22 protein-coding genes are annotated in these 24,095 nt (G+C 44.3%); 15 read left to right on the top strand and 7 right to left on the bottom strand.

All coding sequences use genetic code 11. From position 1 onward, the window contains the following. Nucleotides 1–114 precede the first annotated feature (114 nt). The 3 genes from ligA to smc form a co-directional block, all read right to left on the bottom strand. Nucleotides 115–2,124, bottom strand: a complete 2,010-nt coding sequence (gene ligA / locus K5L93_RS16010) for an NAD-dependent DNA ligase LigA (protein WP_220720729.1) — start codon at nucleotides 2,122–2,124, stop codon at nucleotides 115–117. A gap of 71 nt (nucleotides 2,125–2,195) precedes the next feature. Beyond that, nucleotides 2,196–3,182 (bottom strand): cell division protein ZipA, encoded by a 987-nt coding sequence (gene zipA / locus K5L93_RS16005; protein ID WP_220720728.1) that lies wholly within the window; start codon nucleotides 3,180–3,182, stop codon nucleotides 2,196–2,198. A 20-nt stretch (nucleotides 3,183–3,202) separates the two neighbouring features. Then, complete coding sequence (gene smc, locus K5L93_RS16000; RefSeq protein ID WP_220720727.1) at nucleotides 3,203–6,628, bottom strand: chromosome segregation protein SMC; 3,426 nt, start codon at nucleotides 6,626–6,628, stop codon at nucleotides 3,203–3,205. 102 nt (nucleotides 6,629–6,730) lie between these two features. Between smc and cysZ the strand changes: the two genes are divergently transcribed. Then, a complete protein-coding gene (cysZ, locus tag K5L93_RS15995; RefSeq protein WP_220720726.1) occupies nucleotides 6,731–7,492 on the top strand; it encodes a sulfate transporter CysZ in 762 nt (253 codons plus the stop codon). Beyond that, nucleotides 7,492–7,788, top strand: coding sequence for a hypothetical protein (locus K5L93_RS15990; protein WP_220720725.1), 297 nt, complete (start codon nucleotides 7,492–7,494; stop codon nucleotides 7,786–7,788). Before cysZ ends, K5L93_RS15990 begins: the two co-directional genes overlap by 1 nt. On the opposite strand, the gene K5L93_RS15985 is transcribed toward K5L93_RS15990, so the two are convergent. Continuing rightward, nucleotides 7,785–9,260 (bottom strand): HD-GYP domain-containing protein, encoded by a 1,476-nt coding sequence (locus K5L93_RS15985; RefSeq protein ID WP_220720724.1) that lies wholly within the window; start codon nucleotides 9,258–9,260, stop codon nucleotides 7,785–7,787. The genes K5L93_RS15990 and K5L93_RS15985 overlap by 4 nt on opposite strands. Before the next feature lie 419 nt (nucleotides 9,261–9,679). Here K5L93_RS15985 and cysK point away from each other — a divergent pair, with 419 nt between their 5' ends. From cysK to K5L93_RS20210, 10 genes are all read left to right on the top strand, one after another. Continuing rightward, the gene (gene cysK, locus K5L93_RS15980; RefSeq protein ID WP_016403636.1) at nucleotides 9,680–10,648 is read left to right on the top strand and encodes a cysteine synthase A; all 969 of its coding nucleotides are present in this window, start codon (nucleotides 9,680–9,682) and stop codon (nucleotides 10,646–10,648) included. A gap of 414 nt (nucleotides 10,649–11,062) precedes the next feature. Continuing rightward, nucleotides 11,063–11,320 carry an HPr family phosphocarrier protein gene (locus K5L93_RS15975; RefSeq protein ID WP_016403637.1) on the top strand — a complete coding sequence of 86 codons (258 nt, stop codon included), beginning with the start codon at nucleotides 11,063–11,065 and terminating at the stop codon, nucleotides 11,318–11,320. A gap of 51 nt (nucleotides 11,321–11,371) precedes the next feature. After that, the gene (gene ptsI, locus K5L93_RS15970) at nucleotides 11,372–13,099 is read left to right on the top strand and encodes a phosphoenolpyruvate-protein phosphotransferase PtsI (protein WP_220720723.1); all 1,728 of its coding nucleotides are present in this window, start codon (nucleotides 11,372–11,374) and stop codon (nucleotides 13,097–13,099) included. Nucleotides 13,100–13,143: 44 nt separating this feature from the next. Next, on the top strand, nucleotides 13,144–13,653 hold the full coding sequence (gene crr, locus K5L93_RS15965) for a PTS glucose transporter subunit IIA (protein ID WP_220720722.1): 510 nt from the start codon (nucleotides 13,144–13,146) through the stop codon (nucleotides 13,651–13,653). Nucleotides 13,654–13,784: 131 nt separating this feature from the next. After that, complete coding sequence (locus tag K5L93_RS15960) at nucleotides 13,785–15,095, top strand: IS4 family transposase (protein ID WP_220718387.1); 1,311 nt, start codon at nucleotides 13,785–13,787, stop codon at nucleotides 15,093–15,095. A gap of 137 nt (nucleotides 15,096–15,232) precedes the next feature. Beyond that, the gene (locus K5L93_RS15955) at nucleotides 15,233–15,598 is read left to right on the top strand and encodes an ArsC family reductase (RefSeq protein ID WP_152779656.1); all 366 of its coding nucleotides are present in this window, start codon (nucleotides 15,233–15,235) and stop codon (nucleotides 15,596–15,598) included. 4 nt (nucleotides 15,599–15,602) lie between these two features. Further along, entirely contained in the window at nucleotides 15,603–16,745 is a 1,143-nt protein-coding gene (gene dapE / locus K5L93_RS15950; protein ID WP_220720721.1) for a succinyl-diaminopimelate desuccinylase, read from the top strand. Continuing rightward, on the top strand, nucleotides 16,738–17,427 hold the full coding sequence (locus K5L93_RS15945) for a M15 family metallopeptidase (protein ID WP_220720720.1): 690 nt from the start codon (nucleotides 16,738–16,740) through the stop codon (nucleotides 17,425–17,427). The genes dapE and K5L93_RS15945 overlap by 8 nt, the downstream gene beginning before the upstream one ends. After that, the gene (locus K5L93_RS15940) at nucleotides 17,427–18,128 is read left to right on the top strand and encodes an HI_1241 family integral membrane domain (RefSeq protein WP_220720719.1); all 702 of its coding nucleotides are present in this window, start codon (nucleotides 17,427–17,429) and stop codon (nucleotides 18,126–18,128) included. Before K5L93_RS15945 ends, K5L93_RS15940 begins: the two co-directional genes overlap by 1 nt. A 64-nt stretch (nucleotides 18,129–18,192) precedes the next feature. Continuing rightward, nucleotides 18,193–18,339: a DUF2897 family protein gene (locus K5L93_RS20210; RefSeq protein ID WP_220720718.1), complete on the top strand. Its 147-nt coding sequence runs from the start codon at nucleotides 18,193–18,195 to the stop codon at nucleotides 18,337–18,339. 406 nt (nucleotides 18,340–18,745) lie between these two features. Here the strand turns inward: K5L93_RS20210 and bamC are convergent, their stop codons facing one another. Further along, complete coding sequence (bamC, locus tag K5L93_RS15930) at nucleotides 18,746–19,933, bottom strand: NlpB/DapX family lipoprotein (RefSeq protein ID WP_220720717.1); 1,188 nt, start codon at nucleotides 19,931–19,933, stop codon at nucleotides 18,746–18,748. A gap of 234 nt (nucleotides 19,934–20,167) precedes the next feature. On the opposite strand from bamC, the gene K5L93_RS15925 reads away from it, so the two are divergent. Both K5L93_RS15925 and bcp read left to right on the top strand, forming a co-directional pair. Then, nucleotides 20,168–20,695, top strand: a complete 528-nt coding sequence (locus tag K5L93_RS15925) for a glycine cleavage system transcriptional repressor (RefSeq protein ID WP_220720716.1) — start codon at nucleotides 20,168–20,170, stop codon at nucleotides 20,693–20,695. A gap of 24 nt (nucleotides 20,696–20,719) precedes the next feature. Continuing rightward, nucleotides 20,720–21,184: a thioredoxin-dependent thiol peroxidase gene (bcp, locus tag K5L93_RS15920; RefSeq protein WP_220720715.1), complete on the top strand. Its 465-nt coding sequence runs from the start codon at nucleotides 20,720–20,722 to the stop codon at nucleotides 21,182–21,184. Here the strand turns inward: bcp and K5L93_RS15915 are convergent, their stop codons facing one another. Both K5L93_RS15915 and K5L93_RS20290 read right to left on the bottom strand, forming a co-directional pair. Next, entirely contained in the window at nucleotides 21,185–22,240 is a 1,056-nt protein-coding gene (locus K5L93_RS15915; protein WP_246615069.1) for an AI-2E family transporter, read from the bottom strand. Between the two features lie 43 nt (nucleotides 22,241–22,283). Beyond that, entirely contained in the window at nucleotides 22,284–22,511 is a 228-nt protein-coding gene (locus K5L93_RS20290; protein ID WP_220720713.1) for a sulfurtransferase TusA family protein, read from the bottom strand. Between the two features lie 129 nt (nucleotides 22,512–22,640). Between K5L93_RS20290 and bepA the strand changes: the two genes are divergently transcribed. After that, a complete protein-coding gene (gene bepA / locus K5L93_RS15905; RefSeq protein WP_220720712.1) occupies nucleotides 22,641–24,080 on the top strand; it encodes a beta-barrel assembly-enhancing protease in 1,440 nt (479 codons plus the stop codon). Nucleotides 24,081–24,095 lie beyond the last annotated feature (15 nt).

Here is a 24,095-nt window from a genome sequence, read left to right as displayed (position 1 = left end):
AAATAACAGGCCATTTAAGCCAAGCGTTCAAAGCGACTGCTAATGACTATTCAACAAAAAGGCCCGCTAGCAAACTAGCGGGCCTTTATAGTAGTGATAATGAGAGAGTTTCACTTAGCTTTGCAGCAAATCAACTAATTGTTGTTCATTCCATACTTCAATGCCTAAATCTTGGGCTTTAGTCAGCTTAGAACCTGCCGCATCACCGGCAATCACAATGTCGGTTTTCTTTGAAACACTGCCGGTTACTTTAGCGCCTAAGGCTTGCAGCGCTTGTTTAGCTTCGCTTCTGCCAAGTTGGCTTAAGGTGCCAGTAAGTACAATTACCTTACCGTTCATGGCCAAGTCTTCTTCTGCCTTATCTTCTATCGCAGGCCAACTGAGTTGTTCAGCCAGCGCATTCACGAGTTCAGCATTTTGCTCTTGCGTGAAGAAGAAACGCAGATGCTTAGCAACAATTTCACCTACATCGGGCACATCTTGCAGTTGTTCAAGGCTAGCACCGGCTATTGCGGGTAAGCTTTTAAAATGTTGAGCAAGGTTGCCAGCAGTGGCTTCACCTACCTCACGGATCCCTAAGGAATAAATGAAGCGCGCCAAAGTGGTCTCTCGTGCTGCTTCAATACCTGTAAGCAACTTATCGACAGACTTCTCGCCCATGCGCTCTAAGCTCAACAAGGCGTCACGTTGCTGCGCAAGGTGAAACAAATCTAAGGGGGTTTGCAGTAACTCAGCTTCGACTAACTGCTCTACCAACTTGTCCCCAATACCGTCTATATCTAAAGCTTTACGGGCAACAAAGTGTTTTAGTGCTTCTTTACGCTGCGCACCACAACGCAGGCCTGCAACGCAACGTGCAACTGCTTCACCTTGGATGCGCTCGATGGCGCTATCACACACCGGGCAGCTTTCGGGAAAAACTATCTCTTTTGCATCTTCCGGGCGACGCTCAAGGATAACTCCAGCTACCTGCGGAATCACATCACCAGCTCTGCGTACAATCACGCTATCACCAATACGCACCGCTAAACGCTCAATTTCATCAGCGTTATGCAAGGTGGCATTACTCACCGTAACACCACCAACAAAAACCGGCTCTAAACGAGCCACGGGAGTTATCGCTCCGGTTCGCCCAACCTGAAATTCAACATCTCGCAATATGGTGATTTCTTCTTGGGCCGGATATTTATGGGCAGTTGCCCAGCGAGGTGCTCGCGCAACAAAACCCAATTGTTGTTGCAGTTCCAAACTATCGACTTTGTATACAACGCCATCAATTTCATAGGCGAGGCTATTGCGGCGCTCCCCAATCTCTTGGTAATAGGCAAAACACGCCTCACTGCCGCTAACAGTGCGAACTTCAGGACACACCGGTAAACCATAATTTTTTAAGCTTTGTAAATTCTGAAAATGACTTTGACTTAAGCTTTCACTCACCACGCCCAAGGAGTAGGCATAAAATGCCAAAGGACGCGTGGCGGTGATTTGCGAGTCTAACTGTCGTAAACTTCCTGCTGCTGCATTGCGTGGGTTGGCAAAGCCTTTTTCACCCTTTTCGATTGCTTGTTGGTTAAGCTTTTCAAAACCCGCCTTAGGCATGAATATTTCGCCGCGCACCTCTAATCTTGCGGGCCAATTATTACCCCGTAAACGCAGAGGAATAGAGCGAATGGTTTTCACATTCTCGGTAACATTTTCACCGGTGCTGCCATCTCCACGCGTTGCAGCTTGCTGCAGCACACCATCAACATACAATATACTCACGGCTAAGCCATCAAGCTTGGGCTCGACGCAATAGGTAATTGCATCAGCAGTTACCAGTCGCTCTTGCAAACGTTTATTAAAGGCACTTAACTCTTCCTCACTGAATACGTTGTCTAAGGACAACATCGGCATTTCGTGCTGAATTTGATCAAAGGCTGATAGTGGCGTTCCGCTAACACGCTGGGTAGGCGAGTCGCTGCGTAGCAGTTCTGGATGAAGCTTTTCTAAGCTCTGCAATTCTCGAAATAAGCGGTCATATTCAGCATCAGGAACCGAAGGCTCATCCAATACGTAATACTGATAGTTATATTGCTCGAGTTGAGTTCTTAGCTGCTCAATTTGTTGTTCTGGCTTGTCCATGAGAGACCTTTCAAATAAAAAAGCCTTCCCAAATACATGTATTGGAAAGGCTTAAAAGTACACATAATTTATTAGTTTACGAGCAGTTGCTTACGCTCGTATTCACGCACCCGTTGCTCATAGTGATTAACGGTTTGCTTGGTCAAAGGGTTACGCTGATCATCCAACATAATCGCGTCCAAATCTTTAGCCAAGGTCATTGCTGCGTTATACATTAAGGCAAAGTTTTTAGTCGGTTCGCCCTTACATGGCACTGTCATGAAAATGCTCACGCCCCGGGTTTCCAGTTGGTCCATGGCATCAATATCAAAAGTGCCAGGGTTAACCATATTAGCCAAACTAAATATCACCGGACCAGTGCCGCTGTTATCTAAGTGACGATGAAAAATATCCATGTCACCATGGCGCAAACCAATTTTGTCTATGCTTGCTAACAGCGCAGCACCTTTTAAGTAACGGCCACTCTGAGCCATAACATTTAAGATAAACACGTCATCGGGTGCATTAGGATCGTTAACCGGCTCTTGGGGTTGTTCGATTTCTGGCTCAAGCAGCTCTTCTTTGACTTCGTCCATATCAAAGGCGAACTCTGGTTCGCTAGGCGTAGGGCTGACTTGTGGCTGAACATTACTTGGCTCGTTCTCAGGTTGAGTGTTTAAACCTGTTAAACCTTGGTTGTCGGCTATGCTCGGTGCTTCGTCTACCGCAGAAAAGCTAAACTCGGGCTCTTTACGCTGCGCTGGCGAACTTAATTCAGCTGCAAACTCTGGAGTGGATTCAAGGTCTGCAGACTTAACTACAGGCTTCTCTACCGAAGCAATTTCTTGCTGATTAATCGCATCTTCAATAGGGTCACCAATAACCCGAGCTTGCCCTACTCCTAGGTCATCAAAACCTTGGTCGTCACGTGTTGCTGAAGATTCTTGAGCCCCTAAAGATTGTTTGGGACTAACCAGTTTTTCAGGTCGTTGTTTGCGGCTACTCCAAAAACCATGAGCGAGCAAAGCAATAATTAAAATGATCCCAACAACGATAAGTACGATGCGTAATTCCTGCATTTAACTGTTCTCTAAAGCTATTATTCCACCATGGCTATCGCTTCTGCGATATCCACTGCTACCAAGCGCGATACGCCTGGCTCCTGCATTGTTACCCCGGCAAGTTGCGAGGCCTTTTCCATTGTCACTTTATTGTGACTGATAAATATAAATTGAACCGTATCAGACATACTATGCACTAAATCGGCAAAACGTCCCACATTTACTTCATCTAGTGGTGCATCTACCTCATCAAGCATACAGAATGGCGCAGGATTTAAGCGAAATATGGCAAAAACCAAGGCCAAGGCCGTCAGCGCTTTTTCTCCGCCCGACAATAAACTAATGCTAGCATTCTTTTTACCCGGAGGTCGCGCCATTATGGTTACGCCAGTTTCGAGCAAGTCGTCGGAAGACAGTTCAAGCCAAGCCTTACCCCCGCCAAAAACCTTGGGGAAAAGCTGCTGTAAGTCTGCATCTACTTTAGCAAAAGTTTCACTAAATTTAGAGCGAGTTTGACGGTCTATTTTGGCGATTGCCGTTTGCAGCACTTCAATGGCGGCTTCTAAATCAGTAAGTTGCGTGCTTAGCTCTTGATAACGTGCATTCTGCTGTTCAAATTCTTCTTCCGCTGCTAAGTTCACCGCGCCTAATCGCTTCAAGCGTGCATCTACCTGACTTAGTTCACTGGCATAGTCGTCTTCTAAGCTGGCTTCTGGCAACGATAACTCAAGGTGTTTTAAGTTTTCACCTTGCTCCGCTAGTTGCTCTAACAGTACGGTTCGACGCGCTAACAAACTTTGCTGCTCAATTCGTTGTTGCGTACCTTGCTCAATCAGTTCTTTTAAACGTAGCTGTGCACCTTTTAGCTGCTGAGCCAAAGCTTGCTGTTGTTCAACACTTTGGTGGTGCGCTTCGCTAGCGCCTGCTTGCAGCTCTTCCAATTCCAAGTGTTGCTCTAGCAGCTGTTCAATTTGCTCACCAAGCAGAGCTAGTTGCTCATCATGCTCTTCGGGCTGCGCCTGTAACTGCTGTTCAAGCTCGGCCAACTTTTGCTGCTGATAGCTTTGCTGCTGCAGTTGGGCTTGGTATTTTGCTTGCTGTTGCTGCAATAACAATTGCTGCTGATGACTAGCCTGCTGCTGTTGCTGCAAACTCAAGCGTTGCTGCTTTAAAGCATCTGTCGCCAGTGCAGTTTGTTGTTGCAAGTATTTTTGCTTTTCGCTTTGCTGGTTTAATTCAGCCTGATGCTGCTCAAGCTGTTCTTCAAGCAATAACTGCGATTCTTGATCTTGCTCCAGCGTAATCTGCAGTTCGGCGATTTGCTGCTGTATTTGCTCGGCTTGTTGCTTGGCAAAGGCTTGCTGTTGCTCTAATAAGGCTAAGCGGCTGCGCCAGTCGGCAATCTCGGCTTTCACAGTCACTAAGTTTTGACTTAGGCCTTTTATCTGTTCAGTCTGTTGCTGAAATTGCTGCTGCAGGTCTTGCTGCTCAAGCTTTAGCTGAGTAGCGTTTTCCTCCAACTGAGCCAATAACTCATGTAGCTGCTGGCGCTCTTGTTGCAGACTTAACAAAGAATGTTGGTAGTTAGGTGGGCTCAACTGCTGCCAGTATTTCCCTACCCACTCGCCTTTGGCAGTTATCAATGATTGTTCATGACTTAGATGCTCTCGCAAGCTTATCGCTTGCTCAAGATTATCGACCACTAGCACTTGACCGCATAAGTATCCAAGCTCAACATTCTCTAATTGCTCGGCTAAGCTGCTCAACGCTGTTAACTGAGGGGCGAGCTGATGACTTACCGCAGGAGCCACTGCGCTTAATGCTAAGGGAAACTGGGCGTCTAGTTGCTCACACCACTCCGCTTGTAGCCATGTACCTAAAACCACATCTGCAGCCAACTCCCAACCTTCCTTCACACCCAGAACGTCAAGCAGTGGCTGCTGAGCAGTCTGCTCAACTTGCCCAAGCAATTTATCTACACCCTGCAGGCGGGTTTCTTCAGCAGTTTGCTGTAATTGTGTTTGTTGCAATTGTTGTTGGCAGGCCGTTAGATTGTCGGCTAAGTGCTGCTTAGAGTCCTCGGCCTGTGCCAACTGCATCTCAAGACCTTGTTGCTTGGGTTCGCTTTCGTCGAGCTGCTGAGTTAAACGCTGCAGGGCTGCTTCATCACCATCGGCGGTATGACTTAAGCTTTGCTCTAATTGAGCAATCTGCTGCTTATGGCGCTGCTGCATTTGCTCACAATGGCGCAATTGGGCTTCGCACTGCTGCACAGCATGACGCGCCTGTTGGCTCGCAGCTAAAAAGGCATTACTCTCAGCTAGGGCATCGGCATGCTGTTGCTCGGCATCTTCCAGCTGTGGTTCTAACTCTAACAACACTTGCTGCTGCATTTCTTGTTGCAACTCTAGTTCTGCGATGGCTTCTTGTTCCAGCGCTAACTGCTCACTGAGCACCTCTAAGCTTGCCTTAATGTCAGCTTGCTGAGTTAAGTTGCGGTCGCGACTTTGTTGCGACTGACTTTGTTGTTGCTTGGTATGTAATTGTTGCTGCTCAAGTTTCGCCAACTCAGTTTTAAGTTGGTAACTTTGCTGCTGCAGATTTTGAATCTGTTCTTGCTGCTCTGCAATTTGATGGTTAAGCAAGCTAAGCTGGTTTTCCGTTTGAGTTATCAGGTGTTCTTCGTGCCTTTGTTGCTGTTCGGCCTGATCATTCCCCTGATTGCCTTTATCAATGCTCGCGTCTAACTGGCGCAACTCTTGAAGGCAAATAAGCGCTTTTAGTTCACGATGACGTTCTCGATACTGGCGATAACGTTTCGCCGCTTGCGCTTGGGTTTTAAGCTTACTGACTTGTTGCGCAAGCTCTGATTCGATATCTCGCAGACGCAGAATATTTTCATCGGTGTGTTTAATGCGCAACTCCGTTTCGCGTCGGCGTTCTTTATACTTAGACACGCCAGCGGCTTCTTCGATAAACACCCGCAGCTCTTGTGGCTTCGACTCGATTAAACGGCTAATCATGCCCTGTTCAATAATCGCGTAACTGCGCGGACCAAGACCAGTTCCTAAAAACAAATCGGTAATATCACGTTTACGGCATTTAGCACCATTTAGCAGATAGTTGTTTTGACCATCTCGAGTGACCTCTCGGCGAACGGCAATCTCAGCGTAACTAGCAAACTCTCCGCCAATTCGCCCTTGCTGGTTATCGAAAATCAATTCCACCATGGCTTTAGATACAGCGGCGCGCTTGGTTGAACCATTAAAAATAACATCGGTCATAGAGCCACCGCGCAAATGGCGGGCATTGCTCTCACCTAATACCCAGCGAACAGCGTCGATCACGTTTGACTTGCCACAGCCGTTTGGCCCTACTATGGCTGTCATATCGGTGGGAAAAGGGATGGTGGTTCGGTCAACGAAAGATTTAAACCCGGCGAGGCGGATTTGTTTCAAGCGCATAAATGATTTTGCTTAATTTGTTGCTATTGTTAAGCAAGACTTTACCAGAGCTATCAACGCTTTGTAATATATGAGTCCATAAACAAACGAGGGATCACAACAATGACGCAGCATTCGCTTGCTTCTCGCAGCGGAATTTCTTACATCGCCCAGGGTTTTAGCTTAATTACTCAACCTGGTCTTCGGCTTTTTGTGATGATTCCTCTAATCGCTAACATCTTGTTATTTGGTGCGGCATTCTTCTTTTTATACCAACAGTTAGGCACTTGGGTTCAACAAATTATTGATTATCTGCCAAGCTGGCTAGATTGGCTAAGCTGGTTAATTTGGCCAACGGCGATAATCGCTATTCTGATGGTGTTTGGTTTTACCTTTAGCATTATTGGAAATTGGATTGCAGCGCCTTTTAATGGCTTATTAGCTGAAAAAGTAGAAATGCACCTTAGCGGCAAAAAAATCGACGACATGTCGGTGGTTGATCTGATTAAAGATTTGCCTCGCATCTTCTCTCGAGAGTTACAAAAATTATGGTATTGGCTGCCCAAAGCTCTGGGATTATTACTGCTGTTTTTAATCCCAGCTATTGGCCAAACTATTGCACCTGTACTGTGGTTTTTATTCTGCGCTTGGATGATGTGCATTCAGTACATTGACTACCCCTTTGATAATCACCGTATTCCATTTACCACTATGCGCGACCAACTCAAACAAGATCGTATTCGTAATAGTGGCTTTGGGGCGATCGTTTTATTTTTTAGCACCGTACCCCTATTAAACTTAATTATTATGCCGGTAGCGGTGTGTGGTGCTACAGCGATTTGGGTCGATAGTTATCGAAGCAAATTGATAGAGGAAAAGCCATAATGAAAACCAAATATCTATTATTTAGCTTAGTATTAAGTGCCAGCTTGCTGGGCGCGGGGTCTGTGGTGGCAGCAGCCAATTCGCTGCAAAAAATAAATTACAGCGAAGCCCAAGAAATGAATTTAACCAAAGTGGCGCAAAAAACCTTTTTGAGCAACTTAGACCTAGATTTAGCCGAAAAAGATGCTGTGGAATGGGCGAGTACTCAAAATGCTAGCTATTACTCGGTTTACACTGTAGAGCGAAGCCCGAAAAGAGATCGCTACCGCGTATCCATTGTAGTTTACAGCAACTAAGCAGCGAACTCTGGTTTATCACTATATTGAGCAGCAATATCGACAAATTGCTGCTCACACCGGCAAAATGCCTCTACCACAGCGGGGTCAAAATGCGAGCCCTTCCCTTCTAAAATAATCTGTTTAGCTTTGTCGTGAGAAAAAGCAGGTTTATATACCCGCTTAGAAATAAGCGCATCATAAACATCTGCCAAGGCCATTAAGCGGGCACTTAAGGGAATATCACTTCCAGCTAACCCTTCGGGGTAACCACTTCCATCCCATTTCTCGTGATGAGATAAAGCGATTTCTTTAGCGTATTGCAGGAAGGCCGCATCCTCACTGCCAAACTGGCGTTCAGCTTCGGCTAAAGCATTGGCTCCTATTTCAGGATGCTGGCGCATAATCTGCCACTGTTCATCATCAAGTTGACCGGGTTTAAGCAAAATAGCGTCGGGGATCCCCACTTTACCTATGTCATGTAAGGGGGCTGACTTATAGATTAAATCAATAATCTGAGGACTTAATAAATTACTAAAACCTTGCTCATTTTGCAGCGCCTCTGCCAAGGCTTTAACGTAGTACTGCGTGCGTAGAATATGCGCACCGGTTTCATTGTCACGGGTTTCTGCTAGTGTCGCCAAACTGTGAATGGCAATATCTCGTGTTTGCTGAAGCGACAAAGTACTGCGTTGCAAACTAGCAATCATTGAATTGGTGCGCTGGGCTATCAAGCCAAATTCATCACTACTACTAATGGTGACCTGAGTATCTAATTGGCCAGCTTGTACCTTAGCCAAGCTATGATTTTCATTTTCTAACAAACGCTTTAGGTTGCGTGAGTAACTGCTTATTACCCGCAGCACGTAAGCCAGTACTACCAGCAATACAAAGCTGAGTTCAATAACAATATAACGCTGAGCCACATCTATCGGGTAGAGGTCTGAACCAACATTTACTAACCAGTCTAAATCCTTATTAATCACCAAAAAAATAACACCAGCTAACACAAAAGCGCTGGCCGCGGCGAAGGCTGAAAATTTTTGACTCACAGAATATGGTTGCGGCTTAATCTGTAAGTGTTGGCCAGCACTCTCTAAGTCTTGAGCAATTTGCCACTCCTTAAACAAGGCTAAATCTGCCGCTACATAAAAACCCAAAGCAGCCAACCCCAAGATAACCTTTAAGTTTGACTCCCAAGGCGGCTCAAACATCATTAAGTTATAACTAACGATGCTTAATGCCATGATTAAAAACAGTGAAAAATCGAGAATGAACTGAGCTCTTACTTGTTGTTCCTTTGACTTCTTTTCTATTGCCAAACAGGCAAAGCGCCTCGCCAACAAGGTGACAAGAAAGCTAATAATGATAGGGAGTAATAGTTGAAGTGGCGTTTGCGCTTCCAAAAAGGGGCAAACTTGAACGCCATAAATAGAGAACAACACCATGGCCATTAACCAGTGTTTACTCGCCAAACGCGCAACTTTTTCCATTTGTATCTCTCATCCTTATAGCTGTTAAACGCAATTGGGCTTCGATGTTAAGTTATACCAGACCGCTGTATATTAACTATTAAACATAATAATGGGATAAAGATAATAGTTAAGCAGCTCGCAATTTGGGCACTGATTACTTGAGGTTGCCTCATCACCTAGTCCAATCGCAGCATAAAACGAACAATGCTTAAAGCTTCAATAATAGACCCAGAGCCAGCTATGACTGCGTTTATTCACGAGTCTTCTACAAATCCTAGCTTTATGGCATATCAATTTATCTCTTAATTACATAACGTTATAAATAAACGTTACTTCCCCTTCCCAAATAGCGCGTTATGCTAGTAACACAGTAATGCTGCTAAGTGCCGATAACCACTGATTGTAGCAAGCCTATTAACCTTAAAAAGGACGTTTCAATGAGTAAGATTTACGAAGATAATTCCCTGACTATCGGTCGCACTCCGCTAGTTCGCCTTAACCGCGTAAGCAAAGGTAACGTACTCGCTAAAGTAGAAAGCCGTAACCCAAGCTTCAGTGTTAAATGTCGTATTGGTGCAAACTTAGTATGGGATGCAGAAAAGAAAGGCTTATTGGGTCCAGGTAAAGAAATCATTGAACCTACCAGTGGTAATACCGGTATTGCTTTAGCATTTGTTGCAGCATCTCGCGGTTACCCAATCACCCTTACCATGCCAAACACCATGAGCTTAGAGCGTCGGAAATTGCTTAAAGCATTGGGGGCTAACTTAGTACTAACTGAAGGCGCTAAAGGCATGAAAGGCGCTATCGGTAAGGCTGAAGAAATTCGTGATGGCAACCCAGAGAAATACGTATTACTAGGTCAATTTGATAACCCAGCTAACCCAGAAATTCACGAGAAAACAACTGGCCCAGAGATTTGGGAAGATACAGACGGTGAAATTGATGTGTTTGTAGCAGGTGTGGGTACCGGTGGCACAATTACAGGTGTTAGCCGTTACATTAAACTGGAACAAGGCAAAAGCATCACTTCTGTTGCAGTAGAGCCAGTTGACTCTCCAGTTATTGCGCAAGCTAAAGCGGGTGAAGACCTAACGCCTGGTCCACACAAAATCCAAGGTATTGGTGCAGGCTTCATCCCTGGCAACCTAGATTTAGAAATGGTTGACGCGGTTGAGCAAGTAACCAACGAAGACGCAATAGCGATGGCTCAACGCTTAATGGAAGAAGAAGGTATTTTAGCGGGTATCTCTTCAGGCGCCGCTGTTGTAGCTGCTAATCGTATCGCTGAAAAGCCAGAATTTGCAGATAAAACGATTGTCGTTATCTTGCCAAGTTCAGGTGAACGTTACTTATCGAGTGCTTTATTTGCCAACATTTTTACTGAACAAGAAAACGTTCAATAGGCAAATAAAACTAAGCAACAACAAAGCAACCTGCATAGGTTGCTTTTTTTTTGCGACACAGACTTTATTTTCATAGAAAATTAACCATTAAGACTTGTGCAACAAAACTGCAAAAACTATACTCAAAACCGCTAAATAATACGCTCAACAATGTATCCCTTTGTAACAAAAGGTATCAAACTAGATACATTGTTTACATCGATAAATTAGTATTATTCATTAAATTACATACACTTAAGAACAAAACACTTATGTAATTTAAAGTAACACTGTACAGCCAAATAAGAAAAATTGACGTAGATTAAACTTTACTCGAGGTTTTTGCGTTATTTTTTTCTCGAAAACGTTTTACTAATAAGCGTCTAAGCTTATATCGAGCTAGAGGCGACATAATTTTATTTGAGGAATGATTGTATGTTTGAGAAAAGTGTTGTTATCACCGCCGAAAATGGTCTTCATACTCGCCCTGCGGCACAATTTGTAAAAGAAGCTAAAGCATTTTCTAGCGATATCACTGTTGAGAGCAATGGCAAGTCTGCCAGTGCCAAAAGCCTTTTTAAACTACAAACTCTTGGCTTAACTAAAGGCACTAGTGTGGTAATTCGCGCTGAAGGCGAAGACGAAACAGCCGCTGTAGAAAAACTAGTTGCGTTAATGGATGAACTTGAATAAGTCAGAATTGTTATAAGTCCGTTAATCAGTTCAACTAAATAGGTGTAGGTTATGATTTCAGGTATTCTGGCATCTCCAGGAATTTCAATTGGTAAAGCACTGCTACTTGCGGAACAAGAAGTGGTGATTAACCAAACAAATATCGACGCAGCGCAGGTAGAAAGCGAAATACAACGCTTTTTCGATGGACGTAATAAAACTTCTGCACAGCTCGAAGAAATTAAAATAATGGCAGGTAAAACCTTTGGTGAAGAGAAAGAAGCTATCTTCGAAGGACATATCATGCTGTTAGAAGATGAAGAGCTTGAAGAGGAAATTCTAGCCTGCATCAAAGATAACTTGCTTAGCGCCGACAATGCAGCTCATACCATTATCGAGCAAAACGCGCAGATGCTAGCCGAGTTAGACGACCCTTACCTAAAGGAACGCGCAACAGACTTTCGCGACATAGGTTCTCGTTTAGTTAAAAACATTCTAGGCGTAGAGATTGTTTCTTTAAGTACCATTACTGAAGAAGTAATTTTAGTCGCCAACGATTTAACCCCTTCAGAAACAGCTCAAATTAACTTAGATAAAGTACTAGGTTTTGTTACTGATATCGGCGGTCGAACTTCTCACACTTCTATTATGGCTCGCTCTTTAGAGCTACCAGCTGTTGTGGGTACCAACGACGTTACCCAACAGGTTAAAAATGGCGATATTATTGCGTTGGATGCACTAAACAATGAAGTTGTTATCAACCCAAGCGATGAGCAACTTGCCACCTATAAACAGCGCCAACAAAGCTACATTGATGAGAAAGCTGAACTAGCCAAGTTAAAAGACCTACCTGCGGTTTCTTTAGATGGCCATCAAATTGAAGTATGTGCCAACATTGGCACCATTAAAGATGTAGACGGTGCTCACCGCAACGGCTCAGAAGGTGTTGGTTTATACCGTACCGAGTTTTTGTTCATGGATCGTGACTCGCTACCTAGCGAAGACGAGCAGTTCGAAGCTTACAAAGCTGTAGTAGAAGCGATGCAAGGCCACCCAGTGATTATCCGTACTATGGATATTGGTGGCGATAAAGACTTACCTTACTTAGATTTGCCAAAAGAGATGAACCCATTCTTGGGTTGGCGTGCGATTCGAATCTTCTTCGACCGTGAAGAAATCATGAATACTCAACTTCGTGCGCTATTACGTGCTTCTGCTTTTGGTAAAGTACGTATCATGTTCCCGATGATTATTTCGGTTGAAGAAATTCGCCAGTTAAACGGTGTACTAGATACACTAAAAGCCGAGTTACGTGCCGAAGGCATTGCTTTTGATGAAGAAGTTGAAGTTGGCGTAATGGTTGAAACACCAGCGGCGGCGGCTATTGCTCACCATTTAATTAAAGAAGTAGACTTCTTTAGTATTGGAACCAACGACTTAACTCAGTACACTTTAGCAGTAGATCGTGGCAACGAGCTTATTTCTTCACTCTATAACCCACTGTCGCCAGCAGTTCTTACTTTAATCAAGCAAGTGATTGATGCATCACATGCTGAAGGTAAGTGGACAGGCATGTGTGGTGAGCTAGCTGGCGATGAAACTGCCACCCTATTATTGATGGGAATGGGTTTAGATGAATTTTCGATGAGTGCCATTTCTATACCAAGGATCAAAAAACTGATCCGTAATTCGAACTATGCTGATGTTAAGAAATTAGCCGATCAAGCTTTAGCGTTGCCTACAGCCGCTGAAATTGAAACGTTAGTTGACACTTTTGTTAAACAAAATTCGGTCTGTTAAGATAGTTACAACTGCACAATACATAAGAATTTAGGAGCGCCACAATGGGTCTATTCGACAAATTCAAGAAAATGGTTTCAGATGATAGTTCAAGCAAAGGCGGGATCGATATTATCGCCCCACTATCAGGTGAAATCGTTCCTATTGAAGAAGTGCCTGATGTAGTATTTGCTGAAAAAATCGTGGGCGATGGTATCGCGATTAAGCCAAGCGGTAATAAAATGGTAGCGCCATGTGACGGTACCATTGGTAAGATTTTTGAAACTAACCACGCGTTTTCATTAGAGTCAACCGACGGCGTAGAACTGTTTGTTCACTTCGGTATTGATACCGTTGAGCTCAAAGGTGAAGGTTTCACGCGTATCGCGGCTGAAGGCCAAGAAGTGAAACAAGGCGATGTGATTATTGAGTTTGATCTAGCCGTGCTAGAAGAAAAAGCAAAATCTACGCTAACGCCCGTGGTTATCTCTAACATGGACGAGATTAAAGAGCTAATTAAAAAATCTGGCTCCGTAACCATTAGCGAAACACCGGTACTAACCATTATTAAATAAATTGGGCTTTTGCCTTAGTGATTAAACCACGCTATTTAGCGTTAATGCCGATCAGTTAAGACAGATCCATTGACGATCTTTCTAGGTATAGCAAAATCCGATGTCATTAATGGCATCGGATTTTTTCGTTTATGGACGTCTCACAAGCACTCAACATCATCAATGACTGGAAGCCCAATCAAATTGAAACACTGGCTGATTTGTTACCCCTTGAGCTCATCAATGATGCCTATGCTTTGTCCGATACGGTTACGCTGAGAAAACGCAAGCTGTCGCTTGAGTCACTGGTCTGGTTGCTTGTTGGAATGGCGCTTTATAATGACAAATCGATAGCCAATATCGTGAATCAGCTCGATATTGTTGACCGTGAAGGTAAGCCTTTCGTTGCGCCAAGTGCACTCACGCAACGGCGTAAACAGCTAGGCGAACAAGCGATACACGATGTCTTTCAACTCATGTCAAAGCGCTGGTGCCAACAAGCCAACTTCGCTCACTGGAATGGTTTAACATTACTCGGTGTTGATGGTGTCACTTGGCGTACTGATGATTCTAAAGAGAACAGCGATGCATTTTCTCGACCTAAAGGCACACAATACCCACAAGTGCGCATGGTGTGTCAGATGGAGTTAAGCACACATCTCATCACCGCCAGTGCTTTCGACGACTACAACGTCAACGAAATGGTGTTAGCCGAAAAGCTGATTAAAGATACGCCAGACCATAGCCTAACGATGTTCGACCGTGGCTTTTATTCGATGGGGTTACTGCATGCTTGGCAGAGTGCAGGTACAGAGCGCCACTGGCTTCTGCCATTAAAGAAAAACACTCAATATACCGTGCTGAGAAGCTTTGGGCGTAACGATAAACTTGTCACCCTTACTAGTAATCCTAGAGCGCGTAAGTTATGGCCAGAACTATCCGAAACGATGACTGCTCGTCTCGTGACCCGCAAAATCAATGGCAAGACATTTGAGGTACTCACCTCCATGATTGACCCGATGCGCTTTCCCGCAGCAGATATTGGTTCATTGTATGGACACCGTTGGGAAATCGAACTGGGATACCGAGAGCAAAAACAGTTTATGTTGGGAAGGCGTTTGACACTCAGAAGCCGTAAACCGGAGCTGGTGCGCCAAGAGCTATGGGGCATTTTGCTGAGCTATAATTTGATACGGTATCAAATGGTTGAAATGTGCTTTGTGTTGAAAGGGAGCTACTTACCTTACCAGCTGAGTTTTAATGGCGCGTTAGCGCATGTCATGAGGTTATTGGTAGGACTGCCTTATTCCAGCCCAGGGGCAATTCCTCGGCAGCTCAAGCATTTTTATGGGATGGCAGAAAGCCTCATTCTTCCGCCAAGGCGAGAACGAACCTTTCCAAGGTGCGTTAAGCCCAGACCGCAGCGATACGCTAGAAACAAAAATGCCGTTCACCTTAAGTGAACGGCATTGGCTATTTAGCGTGGTTTTTTTTGCCTTAAATTTACTCAAAGCCTACTAATTTCCCTACCAGCTTAATTGGTCGATGAGCTTTGCCTTCAGCTCTGGTATTCTTAGCCAAAATAAAAAAGGGAACATACATGTCTGCAACAAACATAGTAATGTTCGGCATCCCCAACTGCGACACTATTAAAAAAGCCCGCCGTTGGTTAAACGAACACAACATTGAATTTAGCTTCCACGACTACCGTAAAGATGGTGTTAGTGTTGAACAAATTAGCCATTGGTGTGAACAGCTGGGTTGGGAAGCCGTTTTGAACAAACGTGGAACCACCTATCGCCAGCTAAGCGACCAACAAAAAGCTGACCTAAATAAAGATACAGCCATTCAACTGCTGGCCGAGCACCCAGCAATGATTAAGCGCCCATTACTTCAAGTTGACCAGTCTTTCACGCTTGGTTTTAAAGCCGACCAATACCAACAACTCTTTTCTCCGGAAGCATAAATCCATGTCAGATAGCCCCGTTTTACACTTAGCAAAAGATCTTATCAGCCGTCCGTCGGTGACCCCAGAAGACTGCGATTGCCAAAAACTAATGGCCGACCGACTAACTGCTGTTGGTTTTAACATTGAAGAAATGGTATTTGAAGACACCACCAATATGTGGGCGCGTAAAGGTGATACCGGCCCACTGTTTTGTTTTGCTGGACATACCGATGTAGTACCTCCTGGGCCTGCAGAAAAATGGCATACCCCACCCTTTGAGCCCACTGTTATTGATGGCATTCTACATGGGCGCGGAGCGGCTGACATGAAAGGCTCTTTAGCTGCCATGGTCGTAGCTACTGAGCGATTTTTGGCTGATTACCCTAATCACAAAGGTTCTATCTCGTACTTAATCACCTCTGATGAAGAAGGTCCTTTTATTAATGGTACAACCCGCGTGGTCGATACCTTAATGGCACGTAACGAACTGATTGATATGTGCTTGGTGGGTGAGCCATCCTCTACTCATCACGTGGGTGATGTAGTTAAAAATGGTCGCCGCGGCTCATTAACTGGAGATTTAACAGTAAAAGGTGTGCAAGGCCATGTGGCTTACCCCCACCTAGCTAAAAACCCTATTCATGATGCAGCACCAGCTCTTGCAGAACTTGCGGCAATGCATTGGGATAACGGTAATCAATTCTTCCCACCAACAAGCTTTCAAATTGCCAATATTCACGCTGGTACAGGTGCTTCGAATGTGATTCCTGGTGAGTTAGATGTTCAGTTTAACTTCCGCTACTCAACTGAGCTAACCGATAGCGAGATTGTAAAACGGGTACACAATATCTTTGATAGCCACGGCTTAGATTACCAATTAGATTGGACCTACAATGGCCAACCATTCTTAACTGAGGAAGGCGACTTCTTGTCTGCTGTGAGCAACGCGGTAAGCAAGGTAACCAAGAAAGCTCCTGAGCTACTCACTACTGGAGGCACGTCTGACGGTCGTTTCATTGCAAAAATGGGGACACAGGTGGTCGAGCTTGGCCCAGTTAACGCTACTATTCATAAAGTGAATGAGTGCGTTAAAGTGGCAGATTTAGAACAGTTAGCAGATATGTACTACGAGCTGTTAGTAAACGTTCTTGGCGGCAATGAGTAAACTTGCCAAGCCTCTAGCCCTTTATGGGCTAGACAAGAGCGAACTAATTGATGACCCCGAGCTTGCTTGGGTTCATCGCCTGGTTTTATCTGATCTCAAAAAGCTTATCAAAGCGGCTGCGCAGGCTGGGTTTAACCTAAGCATTTTTAGTGGTTATCGGGATTTTCACCGCCAACTGGCAATCTGGAATAACAAATGGAATGGTCTGCGTCCAATTCTTGATGCCAATAGTCGCCCACTGGATATCTCAAACCTAAGCGATGAGCACAAGCTGCATGCTATTTTGCGTTGGTCTGCTTTACCTGGCACCAGCCGCCACCATTGGGGTACCGATTTTGATTTTTACGACCCCAAACTACTACCATCAGGAGCTCGTTTAGAACTCATCCCCCAAGAGTATGCTGAGCAAGGTTGCCAGCACGCCTTATCGATATGGTTAAATGAATATGCTCAAGATTTTGGTTTTTTCTACCCTTATCTGCGCTTTAAGGGCGGCGTAGAGTTTGAACCATGGCACTTGAGCCACCTAGCCACCAGCCAAACAATGATGAGCAAACTCGACGCTAGCCAAACCCTAGAACACTTAAGAAATAATCAGGTAGCAGGCTTCGCTTGTATTGAGCAGCACATAGAACAAATTTTTAGCCAATACGTTACCAATATTTGTTTACCGGAGACCTAATGCCAAGCTTGTATGCCACCTTGTTTGTTAGCCTTGTTAGTTGTTCCGCACTGGCCTTTCTTGTATTGATGCTGGTTTTACATAAGGGAGAGTTATGCCCCGGGCAAACAGGCAGAATTCAACGCCAATTAAGCACGCTTGTTAGCTTTATAACCTTGGCAGGTTTAAGTGGCTTTGAAAGCCAACAAGCGACTTGGTTAGTAGGCTTAGTCTTCGCCAGTGCATTAATCGGTTGGGTGCTTACTTTCAAAATCAACAAGCTTAAACACAAACGTAGCCTAAATATTAACCTTTGGTGGTTAATGGGTACGCCACTATTAATAGCCGCTACGGTTGTTTTGCTGCAACATAGTATTGGGATCTTTAGCTTTATTGCTTGTGCGGCGGCGATTGCTCACTGGCTAATGGTTAAGGCTAAACACCGCTTAACCAGCTTCGATAAGCTACTGCCGTTTGCCGGGCTTGCTGCGGCAATGTGTAGCCTTGTGGCAGTGTGTATTTATCTCGTTTTAAACCAAGCTCTCTTGGAACAAGCCGATACAGTTAAGCACTTTGTAGTAATGAGCAGCTTGTTATTGCTAGCGACTCTGTTGTGGTTATTCCCGCAGCTAAAGAAAACAGCCCCACCAGCCCCTTTGTTATTGGCCGTGGCGTTTATTAGCTTTATTTCTAGCCTTAAGCTTCAAGCGCTCAGCGTTTAACAGGCCAAACTAGCTCTGGCACAGCTAGTTTGAGTACCCACACAACAAGATTTGGAGACTTACCATGGCTATCGGATACGTTATTCTTATCATTGCTCTGGTATTGGGTTTTATTCTTGGCAATCTGATGCTGCTCAGGCACATGGACCGATTTAACATCAAGAAAAAATTGCCCAAATCAAAAAAATCGCATGACTCAGAGCAACGTTAAATCGCCCTATAATCGTAAACTCCACAAGCTTTACTAGTGCTGTTCCTTTTGCTTTTCTAAAGCCTGTAAATAAACATCTCTAGCCTTGAGTGAACCGGCTTGCTCGGCATCTTCAACAAGCTTTACGCTTACTGCTCTTTACCCTAAAAAACCGCTTGTCTAATAAGTTACTCAAACATTACATCTACTTCAGATTCAACATGAACAACTGTTTTTTCGCTGGCAGAGTTAGCTCCAACAGTATCAGAAGTATGCAACTCAGCCCAAACACTGCAGACCTTAGCTCAATGCTGACGACTTAATACGCTAAGGGTAGTTAACAAATTGGCAAGGCTATCATCAACATCAGTAAATAAAAAAGGCCTCTTAAAGAGACCTTTCAAATCTAACCAAATGTAAATGGGTATTATCGAGACAAACTTTCGCTTGTGTCTAAGCCCATCTTCATCAAGATGGCCAAGTAGGGATACAAGGCTTTTACTTCACTTGGCTTAAGTACAACACCTTCATTATCACTTAAGGTAATTTGAGTAACATTGCCATTTGAACCCACCGTAAAAATGTAGTCTTTTTCTTCAAACTTCATGGTGCTTAAACCATAATTTTCAAGAATTTGTTCCGGTGGACGCTCGTAAGTAAGATACAAGCTGCCAGAGTTAGCGATGTAATCGGTAATAGTGAAGCCCGCTAGAGGTAATACTAAACGCAAACGCTTCATGGTTTTTTCCATGTTAGCACGCGCTTTGTAGTAAGCTGCACCGCTGTCGTTTACTAACACCAAATTCACCGTCTCGTCGTAAAGTTGCTCTTTTTCGGCCTCACTCATGGCGGCCAAACGGGCCTCTTCACGTTGTGCTGCAAGCTGCTGCTCTAAGGCTTCACGTCGCTCGCTTACATAGCCAATTAAGCGATTAAGCTCTATCACGGCGAGTCGCTGCTTGTCGAACTCATCTAAATCAATCGCCAAGTCTCCACCGTCGCGATAAATTTCACCGTCGATAAAGCTTACCTTTAGACCCGCGGTTCGACCATGAGGTTTAACTTCTAGCTGATAGGTAAATTTTTGGCGCTGCTCCATTACCTTATCACTAGAGAAAAACCACCAACTACCTTCAATTTTTTCTACATCAACCAACCAATTGGACTCAATTAAGGATTGCTGCTCATCGCGGCGGGCAATTGACGAATTACGATAAGAAATGTAATCGCTAATGGTTTGCATCATTGTAGCGGTTGTCTCGGTAGCAGTTTGAGCTTGCAAAATATCAAACCAAAAGATCAGCCCTTCATCGGTGTCTTCAATACGGCTCCCAGCAATTAAAGGGATAATCTGAACAGGGGCTCGAACATCCACCGCGGCACCAACAAACACTTCAGCTTCAGTGATTGGGGTTGGGATAACAAACTCACTACTTTGCTCGGGCGACATCACCCCTGCAGGAATAACTAAAGGCTCTATTTGGCTAGCCTCTAAATACTCAAAACCTCGCTCAGCCTGGCGGTGTTTCTCACCGCTATTTGAGCATGCTGCCAGAGTCACCAATAGACTGCCAAAAAACACGACTTTCATCGTTGAAAAAGAAACTAGTTGCATATCCCACTACATCTACAAACAAAAACATTTGCTGGTAAGCGATTTCGTTATACGAAAACAATCCAGAGTAAGGGCGCTATACTACTTAGCCACTTTCATAAACACAAGGTGAAAACATTCAGGGCTTGATACAAACTCACCTTTTGCTTAGAGCTAAGTTTTTATACGCTAGAATTCACCGCTTTAAGCAAGTATCCTGACACACTAAATCTAGCTAAATATGTAAAACGGAATATGAGTCAACATCTTGTGGTCACTGCTGTTGGCAGTAATCGGCCAGGCATTGTAAATCAACTCACTCAGCTTGTTTCTAGCTGCGGTTGTAACATTGTGGATAGCCGAATGGCACTCTTTGGTTCGGAATTTACCTTAATCATGCTAGTTGCTGGCACTCATAATTCCGTTATTCAAATAGAAACTCGCTTACCGGCTAAGGCGCAAGAATTGCAGTTGCTAACGGTAATGAAAAAAACCTCGCGCCATGAGTTGATCGATTACTCTCATGCCGCCGTTTTGCAGTTAACTTTACCTGATGCAACCGGGGTGATTAGCAAAGTGACCCAGTTTATCAGCGACCATCAAATGAATATGGTGAGCTTAAAATCGAATCTGTTCACCAAGAATAATATTGAGATGTTACACGCTGAATTTGACGTTAAGCTAAATCAAACCCATCAACCAGAACAAATTGAACAGGCGTTTGCGCAACTATGCCAAGAGTTAGGCAGCGAGCAGTTTGATTTACAAATTTTGTCGAATTAAGCACCACGATAAAGGATACCTTTAATGAACACATTGACGGCCGGAGCTGCAGCTCCGCAATTTGATTTGCCAAACCAAGATGAAAAGCGCATTAAACTTAGCGACTACGCGGGTAAAAAAGTATTGGTGTATTTTTACCCTAAGGCCTTAACGCCTGGTTGCACTACTCAAGCCTGCGGTTTGCGTGACAGCATTGAACAGCTCAAAGCTGCCAACACTGTAGTATTTGGAGTAAGTCCAGATCCGGTTCAACGTCTGCCTAAATTTATAGAAAAGCATCAACTCAACTTTGATTTACTGTCTGACGAAGATCATGCAGTTGCCGAACAGTTTGGGGTTTGGGGTTTGAAGAAATTTATGGGTAAAGAATACGATGGGATTCACCGCATTAGCTTTTTGATCGATGAGCAAGGTCAAATTGAGCATGTATTTAATAAGTTTAAAACTAAAGAGCACCACCAAGTAGTGCTCGATTACTTAAACCAATAATTACTCTTCAAAGGTTGGGGGCTTAGGGTCCTCAACTTTTTCAATGTGATGTGGCCAAGCATTCATTACTGCTTTTACTAAGGTCGCAAGCGGAATAGCAAAAAACACTCCCCAAAAGCCCCACAAGCCGCCAAATACAAGTACAGCCACAATAATCGCCAGTGGGTGTAAGTTAACTGCTTCTGAGAACAAAATCGGTACTAATACGTTTCCATCAATGACTTGAATAATGCCGTATGCCAACATTAGATACCCAAATTGAGGGCTTAACCCCCACTGGAATAATCCAACCATGGCCACTGGTAGAGTAACAGCAAACGCGCCAATAAAGGGAATAAGTACCGACAAACCCACTAACACGCCAAGTAACGCCGAGTAACGCAGATCCATAATCGCAAATACGATATAACTGGCCCCACCCACGAGCAGTATTTCAATCGCTTTACCGCGAATATAGTTAATCACTTGGCCATTCATTTCCGACCATACTTGAGTTAACAAACGACGATCGTTAGGCAAAAAGCGAGACACGCTATTCAGTAACACCTGCTTGTCACTTAGCATGAAGAACACCATCAAAGGTACTAATACGCTATATACCAACACGGTAGCTAAATTAATAATTGAAGATAAAGACGATTGCAGGACTCGCTCCCCCACTCCCATTAAGCGGGTTCTAATATTGTCTACCACGCTTTCTACCAAAGCACCGTCGATAAACTCTGGGTATTGCTGTGGCAGAGACTCAAGCCATTGCTGAGTGCTATTGAGCATCACCGGGTATTCACTGAGTAAGTTCATCCCCTGCCCCCAAACCGTAGGCAATACTCTTAACACCGTGAAGGTAGCAATCAGGAAGAATATGAGTAGCACTAAGGCGCTAGCTAATCCTCGGCGAAACCCATGATGAGCAAGAAAGCTTACAGGCCAGTCCAGCAAGTAAGCTAATACTAAAGCGATCAACAATGGAGCCAGCAGGTTACTAAAAAAGTACAACAGTACAAAACCAATCACTAACACCAGTGCCATAGCCACCGCTTCCGGATCCGAAAACATACGGTGGTACCATTTTGATAAGACATTAAACATAGTTACAGCTTTAATCCTTTAGCGGTTGGACAGTTATGGTGACGCAAAAACTATGAGCATCTTGCTCTATTCTTACATCATGCCCTAATCGACGAAAATACTGGGGGATATCACTACGTGATCCGCTGTCCCCCAACAACAATTGAACTTGATCACCGACTTTAGCTTGTTTTAGCCAAAGCTTACTTTCTAATAACGGGTAAGGACAGTTATGTTTCTGTAAATCGAGGCAAAGCATTTGTAATAATTACCATAAAATAACCAAGACATTATTACAGGCAATTGTGCAGGACTCAATTTATAGCTTTTGAATAACAAACAAAATCGGGGTATTCTCGCGGTACAAATGCAAAGATATTGGATTTCAATGACGCGTTTCGCACATTTCGTTTTAGCAGGCCTGCTTTTTGGTTACGTCCCCCTTATGTCTGCCAATAATCAATTGCCTGAAATAGGCACAGCTGGTGCGTCGGCCTTATCTATCGATAAAGAAATAATGTACGGCAATGCCTACATGCGAATTATTCGCGCCAGTAGCCGTATGACCAACGACCCGGTGTTATCCGAATATGTTACTGAACTAGGCAATCAACTTGTTGCTAAAGCTGACTTAGTGCGCACTCCTTTTAACTTTTTTTTAGTCACAGATAATGAAATAAACGCTGCTGCTTTTCTCGGTGGCTACGTAAAGATTCATACCGGTTTATTTTTATATGCCGATACTGAAAGTGAATTTGCTTCTGTTATTGCTCACGAAATCGCCCACGTCACTCAGCGCCACATTGCGCGCAGCATTGAAAACCAAGCGGCGGCTCAAAACTTATCAATGGCTGGCATGTTAGGTTCTTTATTGCTAGGCATAGCCAACCCCGTAGCTGGTATCGCAGCACTACAAGCTACCATGGCGGCAGGTGTGCAAAACTCAATTAACTACACCCGCGCTAATGAATTTGAAGCAGACCGAATAGGCCTGCGAACGTTAGCAAATGCTGGCTACGACCCAACGGGCATGGGTAACTTTTTTGGCAAGCTATCTGAGAAATACCGTTACGCCAGCAAGCCACCACAAATGCTAATTACCCACCCATTACCAGAAACGCGAGTCAGTGAAGCACGCGCTCGGGCTAACCAATACCCAAATCGATATGTTGCACCTTCGCTAGCGTTCCAATTTGCCAAAGCTCGTATTATCGTACGTCATGGTACATTCTCTCCATCTGAAGCCTTAGAGCACTACAACCGAGTAATAGCGCGTAAAGAATATCGAATTGAAGATGCAGCCCTTTATGGTCAGGCCTTAGCTCTCTTTGGCATAGGAAAATATAGCGAGTCAAAACTCATCGTTGATGGTCTTGCCAAACGCCACCCTGATAACCTTTTTGTTATAGATACTCAAACTGACATCGATTTGGCCATGAAAAACTACCAGCCAGCAATTAAGCGCTTAGAAGTTGCACAAACTCGCTATCCCAATAACCAAGTTATTGTGCTTAATCTAGCCCATGCCTTAAATGAAAACGGTCAGTTTAAAGAAGGCGCTAAACTGTTAGACCGCTACCTGCGCGAAAAACCAAATGACGCCCTGGCTTGGGGAGAACTTAGCCGCACTCAACGCAGGCTCAATAATATGGCCGCAAGCCATATTGCACAGGCCGAGTATCTTTCTTTGTATTCTGATTATCGCCGTGCCATTGACGAACTTCATAGCGCATACAACCTAACAGAAAACAATCTCGAGCAAGCTCGTATTCAAGCCAGAATTGAACAATTTAAAGTCGCAGAGCAAGAGCTCGAATCGCTCAACTAAGATGTACATAAGGAA

The organism is Agarivorans litoreus, from assembly GCF_019649015.1.
GTDB classification, from domain to species: Bacteria; Pseudomonadota; Gammaproteobacteria; order Enterobacterales; family Celerinatantimonadaceae; genus Agarivorans; species Agarivorans litoreus.
This window is presented reverse-complemented; position numbering and strand designations above follow the sequence as displayed.